General features: G+C 41.7%; 14 protein-coding genes. 1 reads left to right on the forward strand and 13 read right to left on the reverse strand.

The window, feature by feature from the left end; all coding sequences use genetic code 11:
* Positions 1–78 precede the first annotated feature (78 nt).
* The 9 genes from EDD74_RS02665 to EDD74_RS02705 all read right to left on the reverse strand — a co-directional run bounded on the left by EDD74_RS02665 (position 79) and on the right by EDD74_RS02705 (position 8,338).
* Positions 79–768, reverse strand: coding sequence for a ClpP family protease (locus tag EDD74_RS02665; protein WP_016440566.1), 690 nt, complete (start codon positions 766–768; stop codon positions 79–81).
* 212 nt (positions 769–980) lie between these two features.
* Positions 981–2,264, reverse strand: coding sequence for an O-acetylhomoserine aminocarboxypropyltransferase/cysteine synthase family protein (locus EDD74_RS02670; protein ID WP_116442260.1), 1,284 nt, complete (start codon positions 2,262–2,264; stop codon positions 981–983).
* 269 nt (positions 2,265–2,533) lie between these two features.
* The gene (locus EDD74_RS02675) at positions 2,534–3,265 is read right to left on the reverse strand and encodes a YebC/PmpR family DNA-binding transcriptional regulator (RefSeq protein WP_116442261.1); all 732 of its coding nucleotides are present in this window, start codon (positions 3,263–3,265) and stop codon (positions 2,534–2,536) included.
* A 46-nt stretch (positions 3,266–3,311) separates the two neighbouring features.
* Entirely contained in the window at positions 3,312–4,160 is an 849-nt protein-coding gene (locus EDD74_RS02680; RefSeq protein WP_008975422.1) for a hemolysin family protein, read from the reverse strand.
* Positions 4,161–4,174: 14 nt separating this feature from the next.
* Positions 4,175–4,522 carry a type II toxin-antitoxin system PemK/MazF family toxin gene (locus EDD74_RS02685; protein ID WP_009261949.1) on the reverse strand — a complete coding sequence of 116 codons (348 nt, stop codon included), beginning with the start codon at positions 4,520–4,522 and terminating at the stop codon, positions 4,175–4,177.
* A gap of 79 nt (positions 4,523–4,601) precedes the next feature.
* Positions 4,602–5,768: an alanine racemase gene (alr, locus tag EDD74_RS02690; RefSeq protein WP_116442262.1), complete on the reverse strand. Its 1,167-nt coding sequence runs from the start codon at positions 5,766–5,768 to the stop codon at positions 4,602–4,604.
* Between the two features lie 34 nt (positions 5,769–5,802).
* Entirely contained in the window at positions 5,803–7,320 is a 1,518-nt protein-coding gene (locus tag EDD74_RS02695; RefSeq protein WP_116442263.1) for an NAD(P)H-hydrate dehydratase, read from the reverse strand.
* Position 7,321: 1 nt separating this feature from the next.
* The gene (acpS, locus tag EDD74_RS02700) at positions 7,322–7,684 is read right to left on the reverse strand and encodes a holo-ACP synthase (RefSeq protein ID WP_008975418.1); all 363 of its coding nucleotides are present in this window, start codon (positions 7,682–7,684) and stop codon (positions 7,322–7,324) included.
* A gap of 6 nt (positions 7,685–7,690) precedes the next feature.
* Positions 7,691–8,338 (reverse strand): redox-sensing transcriptional repressor Rex, encoded by a 648-nt coding sequence (locus EDD74_RS02705; protein ID WP_008975417.1) that lies wholly within the window; start codon positions 8,336–8,338, stop codon positions 7,691–7,693.
* A 201-nt stretch (positions 8,339–8,539) separates the two neighbouring features.
* Between EDD74_RS02705 and EDD74_RS02710 the strand changes: the two genes are divergently transcribed.
* The gene (locus tag EDD74_RS02710; RefSeq protein ID WP_116442264.1) at positions 8,540–10,456 is read left to right on the forward strand and encodes an ABC-F family ATP-binding cassette domain-containing protein; all 1,917 of its coding nucleotides are present in this window, start codon (positions 8,540–8,542) and stop codon (positions 10,454–10,456) included.
* Positions 10,457–10,590: 134 nt separating this feature from the next.
* On the opposite strand, the gene EDD74_RS02715 is transcribed toward EDD74_RS02710, so the two are convergent.
* From EDD74_RS02715 to uxaC, 4 genes are all read right to left on the reverse strand, one after another.
* Positions 10,591–11,805: an NADP-dependent isocitrate dehydrogenase gene (locus EDD74_RS02715; RefSeq protein ID WP_008975414.1), complete on the reverse strand. Its 1,215-nt coding sequence runs from the start codon at positions 11,803–11,805 to the stop codon at positions 10,591–10,593.
* Between the two features lie 254 nt (positions 11,806–12,059).
* Positions 12,060–14,327 (reverse strand): glycoside hydrolase family 2 protein, encoded by a 2,268-nt coding sequence (locus EDD74_RS02720; protein WP_016440573.1) that lies wholly within the window; start codon positions 14,325–14,327, stop codon positions 12,060–12,062.
* Positions 14,328–14,356: 29 nt separating this feature from the next.
* Positions 14,357–15,208 carry an HAD hydrolase-like protein gene (locus EDD74_RS02725; protein ID WP_116442265.1) on the reverse strand — a complete coding sequence of 284 codons (852 nt, stop codon included), beginning with the start codon at positions 15,206–15,208 and terminating at the stop codon, positions 14,357–14,359.
* 9 nt (positions 15,209–15,217) lie between these two features.
* Complete coding sequence (gene uxaC, locus EDD74_RS02730) at positions 15,218–16,618, reverse strand: glucuronate isomerase (RefSeq protein WP_016440575.1); 1,401 nt, start codon at positions 16,616–16,618, stop codon at positions 15,218–15,220.
* Between the last annotated feature and the right edge of the window lie 20 nt (positions 16,619–16,638).

Here is a 16,638-nt window from a genome sequence, read left to right on the forward strand (position 1 = left end):
CTCCTTGTTTCTTATTCGCAAGTTGTGGCACAGGCTATTTCCCATACCACAACAAAACATACTATGTTTATTATAACACTATTTTTTGTTCGCTTCAATCATTGCCTGCAATTTTTTTAATGCATCACTGATACCTCCAACCGCATCGATCAGTCCTTCCCGAACGGCATCTTCTCCTTCCAGCAATGTTCCCACATCTTTTACTAGCTGTGTCGAGTCTAGCATCAACTCTTCGACACGTTCTTGAGAAATACGGGAATGTTCTGCGAGAAACCGTGTAATACGATCTTGTGTCCGCTCCATATTCTTATAGCTTTGTAAGACACCAATAAACATTCCGGTCGAACGCACTGGATGCACGATCATAGTTCCACTCGGTACAATAAAAGAGTAGTCTGCCGACACCGCGAGAGGTCCACCGATAGAATGACTGCCTCCCAGTACAAGCGAAACTGTCGGCTTACTAAGAGATGCTATCATCTCCGCAATTGCAAGTCCTGCTTCCACATCCCCGCCCATTGTATTGAGAAGGATCAGCACTCCATCAATTTCTTCATTATCTTCTATTTCCGCAAGCTTTGGAAGTAGATGTTCATATTTTGTTGCTTTTGTATTTCCCGATACTGCTTCATGACCTTCGATTTCTCCAATAATTGTAAGAAGCTGGATACGATGCTTTTCTCTGTCTTTGTCAAGTTCAAGCGCTCCCATTTCTTTAATTTGTTCCGTCTCTTTTTCTTGATGATTATCTCTTTCTTCCTGTCCCATTTCACACACTCCTGATATTTTCTTTTTAGTATGTGCAGAAAATAATATTTCATACTTTCCTGGAACATAAAGAACTCTTTGATCATATAAAAATACGTCTCACAAAACAATGTATCCCATCCATCGGACAACAGTATTCTGCAAGACGTATTTTATTTATTTCTTCATCTGTACCATTTCATCAAAACAGGTCGGAGTTTCTTAGCTTACCATTAGACATAGGCAAGTGCTTGCTCCAAATCTGCAATAATATCTTCTACATGTTCGATTCCGACACTAAGGCGGATAAGATCTGGCTGTACCCCTGCTTCGAGCAGTTCCTGTTCATTCATCTGACGATGTGTATGACTTGCCGGATGGAGCACCGATGTTCTCGCATCTGCAACATGGGTAACAATCGCAGCCATCTGAAGATGATCCATCATCGCAACTGCTCCGTCTCTTCCCGCTTTCAGTCCAAAAGAAATCACTCCACATGTACCATTCGGCATATACTTTTTCGCAAGTTCATGATACTTATTTCCTTCCAGCCCCGCATAGTTCACCCATGCCACTTTCTCATGGTTCTCAAGATACTCAGCAACTTTCTGCGCATTTTCACAATGTCTCTCAACCCTCAGACACAATGTCTCCAGTCCGATATTCAATAAAAATGCATTCTGTGGAGACTGAATCGATCCAAGATCCCTCATCAATTGTGCTGTCGCCTTCTGGATATAGGCCAGTTTTCCAAAGCGCTCTGTATAAATCACTCCATGATAAGTTTCATCCGGAGTTGTCAATCCCGGGAACTTTTCTTTTGCAGCATCCCAGTCAAAATTTCCACTGTCTACAATACAGCCTCCGACACAAGTCGCATGTCCATCCATATATTTTGTAGTAGAATGTGTTACAATATCTGCTCCCCACTCAAATGGACGGCAGTTCACTGGAGTCGCAAAAGTATTATCAACAATCAATGGAACCTGATGTGCATGAGCTGCCTTCGCAAACTTCTCAATATCCAGAACAACAAGGGATGGATTAGATATAGTCTCTCCAAATACTGCTTTTGTGTTCTCCCGAAATGCAGCATGTAACTCCTCTTCTCCTGCATCCGGATCTACAAAGGTTGCTTCAATTCCCATTTTTTTCAATGTATGGGCATACAGATTATAGGTTCCCCCATAAAGTGCTGACGCACATACAATGTGATCTCCAGCTTCTGCAATATTCATGATCGCATAGAAATTTGCTGCTTGTCCAGAGGAAGTAAGCATTGCTGCAACCCCTCCTTCCAGATCGCAGATTTTCGCTGCCACGGCATCGTTAGTAGGATTCTGAAGTCTTGTATAAAAATATCCTGCCTCCTCCAGGTCAAAAAGTCTGCCCATCTGCTCACTGGACTCATACTTAAATGTTGTACTCTGGTAGATCGGGAGCACTCTGGCTTCTCCATTTTTCGGCTTCCAGCCTGATTGAATACATTTTGTCTCTGGTCTGTAATTATTGCTCATTTGCGTTGCCTCCTGCGTATTCATTCTGATTTTTTCTCACTAGAATCTAGTATACCATTCAGAAAATATTTGCACAAGAGCTATCTTTTTCATGTTTTTTAATTTGTAATTGAAAATAATTTATCTAACTATGAAAATTTTATGCAAAAATGACACAGCCACTCTTTCACCTGGTTGGTGATCGATCTGACTGTGCCATTTATTCTTTTAAGAGCAACAGCTCCTTTTTGCTGCAAAATAACTACATGCTATACTCTAAACTGAATTTCTTATTCATCCCAGTTGTGGTACACTTCCTGGACATCATCATCTTCCTCAAGTAGATCCAATGTCTTCTGAATATTTTTCAGATCCTGTTCATCTGTCAACTCTACCCATGTCTGTGGGATCATGGTCACCTCTGCATTTGCCATCAGAATTCCTGCTTCTTCCAATTTCAGACGAACTTCACTGAAATCTTCCGGCACTGTCAACACTTCGTAGCTGTCTTCCTCTTCCACAAAATCTTCTGCTCCTGCATCTAAAGCAAGCATCATCAGTTCGTCAGAATCCATATCGCAATCTTCTTTTGCAATAATGATCTGTCCTTTCTCATCAAACATGAAAGAAACGCATCCCGGAGTCCCAACATTTCCACTACCTTTTGTGAAGGCATTGCGGACATTGGATGCAGTACGGTTCTTATTATCTGTCAGCGCTTTCACAATGATCGCTGTTCCATTTGGTCCATATCCCTCATATGTAATGTGTTCGTAATTGTCAGCAGAACCTTCGCCCGCCGCTTTCTTAATACTGCGGTCGATGTTGTCATTTGGCATATTGTTTGCTTTTGCTTTTGCAATTACATCTCGCAGACGACTGTTATTTGCCGGATCCGGTCCGCCTCCTTCTTTTACTGCTACTGCAAGTTCTCTTCCGATCTTTGTAAAGATTTTTCCTTTTGCAGCATCATTTTTTTCCTTTTTATGCTTAATATTCGCAAATTTTGAATGTCCTGACATTACTCTAACCTCTTTCTATTTTGTATTTCACTGCTATATTCTATCACTAATCTTCTATCTTTTCAACTTCAACCAACTCGATCATATTATTGTCTACGCGAAGAATTCTAAAACAGTAAACATCATATTGTACCTCGCACGTCTCATGTTCAGCTGGAATCCGTTCAAGTTTCGAAATCAAAAAGCCATTCAACGTCTCATTTTCTTCATCTTCAATCTCGATTCCTAAAATCTCCTCCAGATCATCCAATGCTACTTTCCCCTTAACAAGATAGGTCCCATTTTCCTGCCGGAAGTACAATGTTTCTTCTTCATCATATTCATCAAAAATGTTCCCGACGATTTCCTCAATGATATCTTCCATCGCTACGATCCCCGCTGTCTGTCCATACTCATCCAGCACAATAAATAAATGATTCTTTTCTGTGTTCATCTGTTTGAACAAACGGGATAGTCCTTTTGTTTCCGGGATAAAGCTGACCTCACGAAGACAATCTTTTAATTCTTTTACTTTGACCGGGCGAAGCTCTTTGTTTAAATAATATTTCATCGCGTCTCTAAGATGGATCGTACCGATAATATCATCGATATTCTCCTCATAAACCGGAAATCTCGTAAACCGCTCATCCAGCATGAACTGCAAAGCATGTTCCAGCGTCTCACTGCCATCCACCGCTACAATATCCTTTCGATGCGTCATGATATCACGAGCATTTTTCCCACTGTACTGCAGCACATTCTTGATCATTCGCACTTCGTTTTCTTCAAGGTATCCCTGACTGCCGCACTCTTCTACCACATGTTCAACCGCTTCCTGCACTTCTTCTTTGCTCTCCGGACTCTCTCCGGATACTATCTGCTTCAAATTTTTCCACAGACGCCTCTCTTCTTCCATCGTCTACTCCTTTACTATGTATGAAGCTCCAGACTGATTTTCAGTGCTTCATTAACTTTTTTCATTAGTTCTTGATCTAGATGACAAACCTGCTCCCTGAGCCTCTGTTTGTCGATTGTACGGATCTGCTCTAACAGTACGACTGAATTCTTTACCAGTCTGCATTTTTTTGCATCAATCTCAATATGCGTTGGCAGTTTCGCCTTATTCATCTTCGATGTGATGGCGGCACAGATGACTGTTGGACTATGTTTGTTCCCAATATCATTCTGTATGATCAATACTGGTCTGATACCTCCCTGTTCCGATCCGACAACTGGACTTAAATCTGCATAAAAAATATCCCCTCGTTTTACAACCACTCTATTCACACTCCGATTCTTCAAGATACAAAAAGTATTTCCTCTTTTCTCGGATGTATTCTTTAGAGCTTTATTTTATTTAAGCAAAATAATCTACCTGTTCTTCAACCTTCCCATCCTGCACATAGACACGCGGGATCCGCTTCCCAAGATCACAGACAAACTCATAATTAAACCTGCCAGATAACTCGCTTAACTTTTCCACCGGGAGATACTCTTCCTGATCTCTTCCGATCAACGTCACTTTATCCCCAAATTTCACCTCTGGGATATCTGATACGTCCACCATGAACTGATCCATGCAGATTCTTCCGATAATTGGAGCTTTTTTACCGCGAATCAACACATATCCGGTATCCGAAAGGCTTCTCGGATACCCATCACCATATCCGATCGGAATGGTCGCAATCCGCATCTGACGCTCTGACACAAAATCACCGCCATAGCTTACCGGCGTCCCTGCCGGGATGTCTTTTACAAATGCAATATGGCTTTTCAAAGACAATGCCGGTTTTAACTGCACCTTTTTCTTATCGACTTCCTCCGAAGGATAGAGCCCATAAATTGCGATCCCGGCACGTACCAGATTATAATCAGCCCTGCGAACATCTATAATTCCTGCACTGTTTGACGCATGAACATACGGGAAAGTAACCCCTTCTTCTTCCAGTCTCTGTGTCATCCACTCAAACTTTTCCAATTGCATCATTGTAAACGTCTTATCTTCTTCGTCCGCTTTAGCGAAATGGGTAAAAACTCCCTCCAGCACTAAATTCGGAAGTTCTGCAATCTCCTTGATTTCTTCAATACTGCTTTCTTCTGCAGAAAATCCAAGCCTCGCCATCCCGGTATCCAGTTTAATATGTACATATGCCTGCTCCCCTTTTTCAACTGCCAGAGCTGAAATCGCCTCTGCCATCTCTTTTGTATAAACATTCATACGGATTTCATATTTCAACATCTCCCAATATTGATCTGGGAAAATACATCCCAACACCAAAATCGGCTTTTGAATCTCTGCCGCACGGAGCACAACCGCCTCATCTAATGTTGCCACGGCATATCCCCACACATAATCATATGATTCCAGCATCGATGCAACCTGCACAGCTCCATGCCCATATCCGTCTGTTTTGATCACAGCAACCATCTCAGTTCCTTCTTTGAGATTTTTTTTCATCTGTTCCATATTCCATGCTACTGCATCTAGATCTATCTTTGCATACACTCTGCTATAAGTTTTCATTTATCTGCCCCTTACTACTTTTTATTCTGTTCTTTTAACACTTTTCACGCAAAATCATCTCTGTGCTTTCCGCGGTCAGCACTTCTGCAATCCCATCAAGAATATCACTTGCAAGAACACTATAACTGCCTTTTTTCTTCTGTGCAGCATCTCCCGCCAAACCATGCAAAAACACCCCGAGTGTTCCCGCTTCATACGGCTCTATTTTCTGTGCAAGTAACCCCGTGATCATGCCGCCAAGGACATCACCGGCTCCCCCTTTTGCCATCGACTGATTGCCGGAAGTATTCACATATACTGGCCGTCCATCTCTTCCTACAAGTGTTCGTGCATCTTTCATCACACAGACAGACGGAATCGATCCGAGAAATTCCTGAAAATACCGAAAACGTTCTTCTTTTAATTCCTTCACGGAATGCCCGCATAGCCCTGCCATTTCTTTCATGTGGGGAGTCAATATACAATCCGGTGTCAATTTCTCAAAAAGTGCCCTGTCTTTTGACAAAATGTTCAATCCATCCGCATCGATCATGCACGGCTTTTTTGCACAGCGAACGGTAGTTGAAAGAAGGTGCTGTGCGGTCTCACTCATCGAAAGTCCTGAACCGATTCCAACAACATCCGCCCATTCCAGCAGTTCCTTTAGCTTTTCTTCCTCATACCTTTCATATGTGGTAATGATCGCCTCCGGGAGCAGTTGCTGCAAGTTCGACTGATTTTCTTTTGCTGTATAAATCTGTACAAGTCCGGCACCTGTCAGATATGCCGCCTTTGCACTAAAGTAAGCAGCACCTGCCATTCCCGGACTTCCCACGATCAAAAGCACTTTCCCGTAGTTACCCTTGTGAGCATCCGGATCACGCGCAGGAAGCAGATTTTTCAAATCCGTCCTATCGTAAGTATAGCACACATCTCCCCTCCCATCATATACAGAAGGTTCAATTCCAATGGAGGCCGTCACAAGCTTTCCGACAAGCTTGCGCGCCATACCAAACAACATCCCAATCTTTTGAAATGCAAATGTGACTGTAAAATCTGCTGCGAATGCAATTCCCAGTACATCTCCTGTATCTGCCGAAAGTCCCGATGGAATGTCTACAGCGACTTTTATGGCATCCATCTGATTTAAGTTTTCAATCACATTATAATATGTCCCGGAAACCTGTCTTGATAATCCAATTCCAAAAATTGCATCTACGATCACCGTATAACAATCTTCTCCTACCCGTTCTTTTACAGGTACTCCATAGTGGACCGCGATCTGTTTCTGAAGCCTTGTCTCCTCTGTCATAGAAGATTCCTTCCCGACAAACCAGACATCCACAGCATATCCTTTTAGATGCAAAAGTCTTGCGACAGCAAAACCATCTCCTCCATTATTTCCGGAACCACAGACAACGAGCACCTTTTTTAAATCTAGTTGCTCAGACTCCATCATCTCCACAACAGAAAGTGCCGCCCGCTCCATCAGAACCATCGACGGCATACCCATCTCTGTGATCGTCTTTTGGTCTCCCTGTTTCATCTGCGCTCCAGTCGGCAGATATCTCATATTATTCCCCCTCTCCCACTGCAAATGCAACAGCATAACAATCAGTATTCGTAATGGAAACATGTATTTTTACAATACCGGCAGATACTGCCGCCTCCTTTGCCCCTCGCAAAAGATTCACATAAGGTTTGCCTCTCTCATCCCTCAATACCTCGATATCTCCAGGACGAAATCCTGAAAATCCGGTTCCAAATACTTTCGCCACAGCCTCTTTGACTGCAAAATTGCCTGCTGCTTTCTCCATCTGCCCGCGAATCATCTCCTGTTCCCGCACGGAAAAACAACGCGTAAAAAAAGCCTGCTTTCCACACGCTTTCCTTACACGTTCTATTTCTATCATATCGGTTCCAACTCCAATGATCATCGTTTCTTATTCCTTTGCATTAAAGTAATTATAGCGATTTACATTGTAAGATAAACGCATTAAGCTTTCTGAAAGATGTACATTTTCCACAATAACATTCTTTGGAAGATTTAGATCAGTATGTGCAAAGTTCCAAATCGCCCTCACTCCGTTGTCCACAAGAAGTTCTGCCACTTCCACTGCTTTCGTCTTCGGAATCGTAAGTGCTGCAATCTCAATGTCATTGTTTTGTACAAACTCCGGAAGTTCTTCCATCATTCGAATCGGAACATCGCGAATCGTCATTCCTTTTAATGTTGGATTAATATCAAAAATTCCTTTCAGCAGAAATCCGCTTCTTTCAAATGCCGCATAATTTGCAAGCGCCTGTCCGAGATTTCCTGCACCGATGATCACAATATTATGTGTCTTATCGAGCCCTAAGATCTTACCAATCTCTGTGTATAAATATTTCACGTTGTATCCATAGCCCTGCTGGCCAAATCCACCAAAATTATTCAGATCTTGACGAATCTGGGAAGCGGTCACTTTCATTTTCTTGCTCAGGTCATTTGAGGAAATGCGTTCCACTCCATTTTCCAGAAGTTCGCCTAAATACCGATAGTATCTTGGCAAACGTCTGATGACTGCCTGAGAAATCTGTCTTTCTGTCACAAATGTTCACCATCCCCATTGTTTATTACATCTTATTATATAAAATTGTTCTAGCAAAGTCAAACTTTTCATTTCTTTTTAGTTGTATTTTCTTTGATATCCGCTATAATTGAAAAGAGAGTAAAGGAAGATTCTGGGGAAATGGTCACATTTTTTCAGCATGGAAATAACAACTCAACAATTGATTTAGGAGGAAACAACATGGTTTTAGCATGCCATAATCTAAAAAAAGCCTTTTTGGAGCAAGTGATTGTCAAAAATGGCTCTTTTCATATAGAAGAACACGAAAAAGCGGCGTTAGTTGGTTTAAATGGTGCCGGGAAATCAACCATCTTAAAAATGATCATGCGAGAGATTCCCGCTGATGATGGAGAAATCATCCTTGCCAAAGGGAAGACCATCGGATATCTTGCGCAGCATCAAGCGCTATTGTCCGGCAACACGATCTATCAGGAAGTAGAAAGCGCAAAAGCCGACCTGATTCAGATGGAGACACAACTTCGCCGCTTAGAAGAAGAAATGCAGAAAAAAAGCGGGGAAGAACTTGAGCAGCTTTTGCATACCTATCACAAATTAAGTGCAGCCTTTGAGCGGGCAGATGGATATGCCTACAAAAGCGAGATTGTCGGTGTATTAAAAGGTCTTGGATTTGCAGAGACAGAGTTTGACAAATGTGTGGACAACCTCTCCGGAGGTCAAAAAACCCGAGTAGCTCTAGGAAAACTGCTTCTTACCAAACCTGATATTTTACTTCTTGATGAGCCTACGAACCACTTAGATCTGAATTCTATCGCATGGCTTGAGACTTACCTCTCAAATTATCCAGGTGCCGTACTTTTAGTCTCCCACGACCGCTATTTCATCAACCGCGTTGTAACAAAAGTCATTGAAATTGAATTTGGCGAAATTATGATGTTCAACGGCAATTATTCTGAATTTGCCGAGAAAAAGAAACTGATCCGGGAAGCGAAGTTAAAAGAATATCTGAATCAACAACAGGAAATCCGCCATCAAGAAGAAGTAATTCGAAAACTTCGTTCTTTCAATCGTGAAAAATCGATCCGCCGTGCAGAAAGCCGTGAAAAAATGCTCGATAAAATGGATCGGATTGAAAAGCCATTGGAACATCATGCCGAATTGAAGCTTCATTTAGAACCGACCGTCATCAGCGGAAATGATGTGCTTCGTGTAGAAGGGTTAGGAAAATCTTTTGGCACACACACGCTCTTTCAAAATATCAACTTTGAAATCAAGCGTGGAGAACATGTTGCAGTCATCGGGGATAATGGAACCGGCAAGACAACCTTACTAAAAATTTTAAACGAAGTGATTCCTGCAGATCACGGAACCTTTACACTTGGCTCCAATGTCCATATCGGTTATTATGATCAGGAACATCACGTTCTGCACATGGAAAAGACTATTTTCGAAGAGATTTCTGACGACTATCCGTCACTGACAAATACAGAGATCCGTAACACTCTTGCCGCATTTCTCTTTACCGGAGAGGATGTCTTTAAACGGATCGGCGATCTCAGTGGTGGGGAAAGAGGACGGGTGTCTCTCGCGAAGCTCATGTTGTCGGAAGCTAATTTTTTGATTCTTGACGAGCCGACAAACCACTTGGATATTGCCTCAAAAGAAATCTTAGAACAAGCGCTTAACAACTACACTGGAACGGTTCTGTATGTTTCGCATGACCGCTATTTCATCAACCAAACTGCCACAAGGATTCTGGATCTCGTTAACCAAAGTTTTGTGAACTACATCGGAAACTATGATTATTATCTAGAAAAAAAGGAAGAGCTTACTGCCGCCTACACCGAATCTGCCGCGCAAACAGATGCTTCCTCTGAAGAAACAGCATCTGAATCGAAATTAGACTGGCAGGCGCAAAAGGAACTTCAGGCAAAAGAACGGAAACGGCAGAATGATCTTAAAAAATTAGAAGAGAAAATTCAAAAACTGGAAGAGGCTTCCGCTAAACTCGATGAAGAGCTTGCAAAACCGGAGTATGCAATGAACTCAAAAAAGCTAATGGACATCACAAATGAAAAAGCCGAAATTGATACAAAACTATGGGATCTTTATGAACAATGGGAATCCCTCGCGGAATAAATAGTCATCTGGGGTGCCAGCCATCATGCTTACACTCCGCTCTTTCGGAAACTATTCATAAACAGACAAACGGAACGATTGCAACATACCTTTTTCTTGCAATCGTTCCATTTTTTATAAAACCATATCCACTTCTATTTCTCACTGTATTGAGAAAGTTTCTCCGCGATTTCTTTAATAAACGCTTCACTGTTCAGCACGACTGGATTCGGAATCGATGTGATCATCGCAAGATCCTTCGTCATCTTTCCCGACTCGATCGTATCGAGCGTCGCCTGCTCCAGCTTTTCTGCAAATGCTGTCAGTTCTTTATTGCCATCCAGTTCTCCTCTCTTTTTCAACGCACCTGTCCATGCAAAGATAGTAGCTACCGAGTTTGTAGAAGTTTCTTCTCCTTTTAGGTGTTTATAGTAGTGGCGCTGTACTGTCCCGTGTGCTGCCTCATACTCATAGTAACCATCCGGAGATACCAGCACGGAAGTCATCATGGCAAGAGATCCAAATGCGGAAGATACCATGTCACTCATCACATCACCATCATAATTTTTGCATGCCCAGATAAATCCTCCTTCTGATTTCATCACACGTGCCACAGCATCATCAATCAATGTGTAGAAATATGTAATACCTGCTTCTTGAAATTTTTCCTGATATTCTGTATCATAAATTTCCTGAAAAATATCTTTGAACGTATGATCATATTTCTTTGAAATGGTATCTTTTGTAGCAAACCAGAGATCCTGCTTTGTATCCAGCGCATAGTTCATGCAACTTCTTGCAAAGCTTGTGATTGACTCGTCAGTGTTATGCATTCCCTGTATAATACCTGGTCCCGAAAAATCGTGGATCAGCTCTCGCATTTCAGTGCCATCTTCGCCAGTATAGACAAGTTCTGCCTTTCCAGCCCCCGGAATCTTCAGCTCCACACCTTTGTACACATCTCCATAGGCATGTCTCGCCAGTGTGATCGGTTTCTTCCAGTTCCGAACACACGGCTCAATTCCTTTTACAACGATCGGCTGACGAAATACCGTTCCATCTAACATAGCTCGGATTGTCCCATTTGGACTTTTCCACATCTCTTTCAGATTGTACTCTTCCATTCTGGCAGCATTCGGTGTAATCGTCGCACACTTTACGGCAACCCCATATTTTTTTGTTGCATTTGCAGACTCTACTGTAACCCTGTCCTCCGTTTCATTACGGTATTCCAACCCCAGGTCATAATATTCTGTCTTCAAATCCACATAAGGCAAAATCAAATGCTCTTTGATCATCTGCCACAAAATCCTCGTCATCTCATCGCCATCCATCTCCACAAGCGGTGTCGTCATCTGAATTTTCTCCATAGTAAGTTCCTCCTTCCACAGCTCCATCCAAAACACTCGAGAAATATTCTGAATATCTTTTTGTATTTCAAATTATTCTAAATATTTTACATTTTAATACAGATTATGTCAATAATTATTTGCTCTTTTTCGTTTTGTTAGAAGATTTTTATTGCATAGTATCTTAAAAATGCTTTTATAGACAAAAACAAGGATGTTCATAGGAACACCCCTGCTTTGTCTATGTTTTCAATATAATTTCACAGAAACAATCGTTAGTCTTCTTTTTTGATTTTCTGAAGTTCTGCATTGATATATGCCATTACAGCCATCATCTTTTCGTCTCCACTGTTTGCACCCATATCCATTGCCGGACGGTCTCCCATAACTTCAAGCATCGATTTCTTAATATTAATTCCCATCGTACTGCTGAGACCATTTAACAGAACCTGGCATGCCTCTGTATTCTTTAAAATATCTTTCACAAGATCTTTCAAAGAAAAATATCCTTCTTTAAATTCCATTGGACGTGCTACAGATAAATCTACATTGTCAAACCAGTTTGTTACACCTGCTACTTTATCATCTTCGCTTTCTTCAAAAATATAAGATGGATTTGCCTCTGCAACCTTTTCCAGAGTGATTGTATCCGTACAATTTCCAGCTTTTGCCACAATTGTTGTAAATCCTTCCTGCAACGGTACATTTTCAAATGTAAACACTTTATTTCCTGCCTGTTTCTCAATTACCCTTCCGCCGATAGAAAGTGTAACTTCCGGACAATTCGTGTAAACTTTGATTGTCACAGTGTCTGTTGTACGCTGCGCATAGCGCTTGCTGCAAATATGAACGAATTCTTCCTCTGTCCAATATGCCTTATACAGGTAAAATGCATCTTTGCGAATCAGACGATCAATTGTCATAAGGCCTTTGTTGTTACGTCCTTTGACACCACCTTCATTTCTTGCATCACATCCAAAATCAAACATATTCCATACATGTGTTGCCCAAAGCCACGGACGTTCCTCAATGATTTTCGCCATATGCTCATGGTACACTGCTTGAAATTCTTCGCTGTAATCTCCGCCTTTTGGATTATCATTATGATATGTTGTAATTCCTTCGCATCCATATTCAGAAATTCCGATCGGTCTTTCTGGGTGCATCTCATGGAACGCATCCAGCCATGCCTCATTATCTTCCAGTTTTCCGCCATACCATCCGAAATAATGGTTGTAACTTACCACATCGGTAATGTCATTTTGCTCATTTTCCATCGGAAGATGGGACACTTGGGCCATTGTTGTCATCCTTGTATCATCCAATTCATGGACAAGCGCATGTAGATCTTTCAGATTTTCTACCAGTCCCGGCACTTCTCCTCCAATTGTAATCTCATTTGAGATTCCCCAGAAACAGATGGATGGGTGATTAAAATTCTGGAAAATCAATTCTCTCATCTGGCTTCTGCAATTTTCGTGAGCATCCGGATCTGCGTTCATCGCTGAAATAAACGGAATCTCTGCCCAAATAATAAATCCTGCTTCGTCACAAAGATCATAAAAATCCTGGCTGTGCTGATAATGTGCAAGGCGGATAGTATTTGCCCCCACTTCTTTGATCAACAGAATATCTTCGTAATGCTCCTCAAATGTCAGTGCATTTCCAAGATCATATCTATCCTGATGTCTGGATACTCCGCGAAGCGGCATACTTTTTCCATTTAAGAAAAATCCTTTTTGCGGATCCACTGTATATTCACGAATACCTATTCTCGTTTCAATTTCATCCAGTACTTCATTGTGTCGTACCAATCTCGCAGAAACGGTATAAAGATATGGATCTTCGACTCCCTGCCACAGATGTGCATCAAGAAGCTCTACAGCTACCTGTGTCTCCTGTGTCGCCGGACGAACTGCAAATACTTTTGTCTCTCCATCTTCATCATAAATCTCAAACTCTACACGGTCACCTTCCAAAGGATTTGTCACATAAGAATGAATATCTACAAGTGCATTCTCTCCTTGGATTTTAGAGGAAACTTTGATTCCTGGTGCTCCATAATAGTCCAGATCAAAGTGAGATTCATTTACAATCACGAGATTCACATCTCTGTACAGACCTCCATAAAATGTAAAGTCTGCCATCTGTGGATAGACATTTGATTTCGGTGCATTGTCCACGCATACGGCAATCAGATTTTCTCCGTTTTCATCTAATTGCTCTGTGATATCCGCACGGAAAATGCTGAATCCACCTTCATGACTGCACACTTTCTTTCCATTTACATAAGCCGCGCATACATTTGCTGCTGCCTGAAATTCCAGGTAAATGCGGCTATGCGGCTTCACTGTATATGGCCCTAATTCCTTTACATACCAGCAAGCTCCACGATAGTAGTCCGAACCTCCATCTTGCCCGTCATACTGGTTCCATGTATGTGGAAGATCGACTACTTCCCAGCTTTCTTCGCACGCGATCGGCAGTTCTTTCTGCTCTTTACTGAAAGACCATCCTTCATTGATATTAATAATTTCTCTCACGCTGCTTCCTCCTTTTTCTTTCAAATGACTTACTCGGAAAGATTCTTCTGAAACTCGTTAATTCTTTCTTCTTGGTATTTTCCTGAATATGTTCCTGAAAGGAATTTTTCCAGTCCCTCTGACAGGAACCGCTCCCAGGAACTTTTTTCCTTTTTCACCAGAATCGGATAGTACAGCACTCCGTTGTCCTCCGCCGCTTTCTGGTCTCCCGGAGCATCCCCAATCATCAGTACATGGGCTTTTTCATACCCTTTCTGTAAAAGCTGACCGATACAGTAAGCTTTTGTTCCTGCATCCTGCGCCAGCATAATGTCCGTATGCTCAATCAGGTTATGCCTTGTCCACTCTTCTCTGACTGCTCCTGCATTTGCAGAAGACACAATCGCTACATCTGCTGCAGCATGAGCAGCTGCAAGTCCTGCTTTCGCACCTTCAAATGGAAGATTTTCCTCTTCCGGAAGATTTTTAATTGCCACATTGACCCGCTCTGACCACTCCAGCGCCATCCGAAGTGACTTGCTCTCTTTTTGAGCAAGCACTTCCTCAATCGCACGGTTTGAAAGTTCTTTTGTTGTTTCTGTCCAACGAAGAAATGTCTCCAGATCATCAATCTGCACATCATCGTAGGTTTCCTCTGCCTCTTTCAATGCGATCGCAAGTCCTTTGAACCGATTGATCCCTCTTGTCATTGTATAAAGATTTACTTCATTCCAACGTGCAAGAAGCTCTTGTTCGTGAGCATGGAGTCCCCAGACTTCGATCATACATGGGCCAAAACAGCGAAAATGCTTGATATCCATTGTATCCATTGCACATCCGTCTGAATCGACACAGATTAAAAAGTCATGTTTTCTTTCAAAAGAATCAAATATCGTTGACATCTATGCCTCCTAAAATCCGAAATACTCCATTGCGTTATTGTAACAAATATTTTCTACCATTTGTCCGAGGAATTCCATGTCTGCCGGATATTCTCCATTCTCAACAAGATTTCCGATGTAGTTGCAGAGGATACGGCGGAAGTATTCGTGTCTTGGGAAAGAAAGGAAACTTCTTGAGTCTGTAAGCATTCCAACAAATGCAGACAGGAGGCCAATCTGGCTCAATACGTCTAACTGTGCTTCCATACCGCGTTTCTGATCAAGGAACCACCATGCAGCACCAAACTGTACTTTTCCTTTGCAGGAACCATCCTGGAAGTTTCCAGCCATACTTGCAAGCATCTCATTATCTTTTGCATTCAGGCAGTAAAGGATTGTCTTTGGAAGTTCTGCGTTGTAATCCATTGCATTTAAAAGTGCACTTAATTCTTTTGCATAGCAGATATCATCGATAGAGTCAAATCCTGCATCTGGTCCTAACTTTTCAAACATTCTTGTAGAGTTGTTACGAACTGCTCCAATGTGAAGCTGCATTGTCCAATTTCTCTTGTGATAATGGCTTCCTAAAAATACAAGAACGTTTCCTTTAAATTTCTTGATCTCTTCTGCTGTCAGTTTCTCCCCTGCCAATGCTTTTTTAAAGATTGCATCTACTTCTTCTTCAGATGCTTTGATGTAGAGATTTTCATCTAATCCATGGTCGCTGACACGGCATCCAACTTCTGCAAAGTAGTTAATTCTCTCTTCCAGTGCTTTCTTTAATGTTTCGATGGAATCGATCTCATATCCTACAACTTCTGAAAGTTTTGCAATATATTCTGCAAAATCAGCCTTGTCGATTCCAAGCGCTTTGTCCGGACGGAATGTCGGAAGTACCTGAATTTCAAATCCATCTTCTTTTAATGCTTTGTGGTATCTCAGATCGTCTGCCGGATCATCTGTGGAGCAAAGTACTGTGATATTCATCATGCGGAGAAGATTTCTAACAGAGAATTCTTTTGTATTGAGCATTTGGTTACACTTTTCATAAATCTCTTTCTCTGTCTTCGGGCTTAACGGCTCTTCAATTCCAAAATAACGCTGTAATTCCAGATGTGTCCAGTGATACAGTGGATTTCCGAATGTATATGGAATTGTTTCAGCCCATTTGCTGAATTTTTCCTGGAAAGAAACTTCCTTTCCTGTCACATACTCTTCCTTGATTCCGTTTGTTCTAAGTGCACGCCACTTGTAGTGATCTCCCCCAAGCCAGATTTCTCCGATGTCGTTAAACACTTTATCTTCATAAATTTCCTGTACATTTAAGTGGTTATGGAAATCACAGATCGGCATTTTTGCCGCATGGTCATGATATAATACTTTTGCTGTCTCTGTCTCTAAGAGGAAATCTTTATCCATAAATTTTTTCATTTTTATTTTCTCCTTATCCT

The sequence above is a fragment of the Faecalimonas umbilicata genome (assembly GCF_004346095.1).
Lineage (GTDB): Bacteria > Bacillota > Clostridia > Lachnospirales > Lachnospiraceae > Faecalimonas > Faecalimonas umbilicata.

Bases quoted from the DNA above. Each gene is read 5' to 3' on its own strand.
- EDD74_RS02665 (WP_016440566.1), bottom strand. From the start codon at position 768: ATGGGACAGGAAGAAAGAGATAATCATCAAGAAAAAGAGACGGAACAA.
- EDD74_RS02670 (WP_116442260.1), bottom strand. From the start codon at position 2,264: ATGAGCAATAATTACAGACCAGAGACAAAATGTATTCAATCAGGCTGG.
- EDD74_RS02675 (WP_116442261.1), bottom strand. From the start codon at position 3,265: ATGTCAGGACATTCAAAATTTGCGAATATTAAGCATAAAAAGGAAAAA.
- EDD74_RS02680 (WP_008975422.1), bottom strand. From the start codon at position 4,160: ATGGAAGAAGAGAGGCGTCTGTGGAAAAATTTGAAGCAGATAGTATCC.
- alr (WP_116442262.1), bottom strand. From the start codon at position 5,768: ATGAAAACTTATAGCAGAGTGTATGCAAAGATAGATCTAGATGCAGTA.
- EDD74_RS02695 (WP_116442263.1), bottom strand. From the start codon at position 7,320: ATGAGATATCTGCCGACTGGAGCGCAGATGAAACAGGGAGACCAAAAG.
- acpS (WP_008975418.1), bottom strand. From the start codon at position 7,684: ATGATCATTGGAGTTGGAACCGATATGATAGAAATAGAACGTGTAAGG.
- EDD74_RS02710 (WP_116442264.1), top strand. From the start codon at position 8,540: ATGGTTTTAGCATGCCATAATCTAAAAAAAGCCTTTTTGGAGCAAGTG.
- EDD74_RS02715 (WP_008975414.1), bottom strand. From the start codon at position 11,805: ATGGAGAAAATTCAGATGACGACACCGCTTGTGGAGATGGATGGCGAT.
- EDD74_RS02725 (WP_116442265.1), bottom strand. From the start codon at position 15,208: ATGTCAACGATATTTGATTCTTTTGAAAGAAAACATGACTTTTTAATC.
- uxaC (WP_016440575.1), bottom strand. From the start codon at position 16,618: ATGAAAAAATTTATGGATAAAGATTTCCTCTTAGAGACAGAGACAGCA.